This is a genomic window from Vibrio sp. Y176 (assembly GCF_033438945.1).
This window is the reverse complement of sequence record NZ_JAWOQS010000209.1, coordinates 1-908: the sequence shown is the minus strand read 5'-3', so window position 1 is coordinate 908 and position 908 is coordinate 1. Positions and strand designations below refer to the sequence as shown.

Here is a 908-nt window from a genome sequence, read left to right as displayed (position 1 = left end):
GATTTATCTCGTACTGCACCTTTGTCAGCACTGGTTGCCATGCTGGCGTACGCTTTTAGGGCGAAAGACACTTCACGTTGACGATTTGCTGGTTTCCAACCAAGTTCGTCTTGTTTTACGCGGCGCTCTGCAAGTTCCTGTTCAGAGATCTCAAGAGAGATGCTGCGATTTGGAATATCAATCGCAATCAAATCGCCGTCTTGAACCAAGCCGATCGCACCGCCATTGGCCGCTTCTGGAGAAGCATGGCCGATAGACAGACCAGCGGTACCACCAGAGAAGCGGCCGTCAGTTAATAACGCACACTCTTTACCTAAGCCCATCGATTTTAGATAAGTGGTTGGGTAGAGCATTTCTTGCATGCCCGGGCCACCTTTTGGACCTTCGTAGCGAATCACAACTACATCGCCCGCTTTCACTTTGCCACCAAGGATGCCGTCTACCGCATCTTCCTGGCTTTCAAACACTACCGCAGGGCCAGTAAATTTCAGGATGCTTTCGTCCACACCAGCAGTCTTCACAATACAGCCATCCAGCGCGATGTTGCCTTTCAGAACGGCAAGGCCGCCATCTTGGCTGAAGGCGTTTTCTTTGGTGCGGATACAGCCTTCCGCACGGTCGTCATCGAGAGTATCCCAGCGACAATCTTGCGAGAATGCTTGTGTGGTGCGGATACCCGCAGGGCCAGCACGGTAGAATGATTTCACTTCTTCTGAATCGGTCAGCATGATGTCGTATTTGGCTAGCTGTTCTTCCCAAGTCAGTCCTAGGACTGTCTTAGACTGATTGTGCAGCAGACCTGCACGGTTCAGTTCACCAAGGATACCGACAACGCCACCCGCACGGTGTACATCTTCCATGTGGTATTTCTGCGTTGAAGGAGCCACTTTACAAAGGTGTGGTACTTG

General features: G+C 51.4%; 1 protein-coding gene. It reads right to left on the bottom strand.

What is annotated here, in order from left to right:
• On the bottom strand, positions 1–908 hold a 908-nt coding region (locus R7O13_RS25130; RefSeq protein ID WP_318304976.1), incomplete at both ends, for a dihydroxy-acid dehydratase.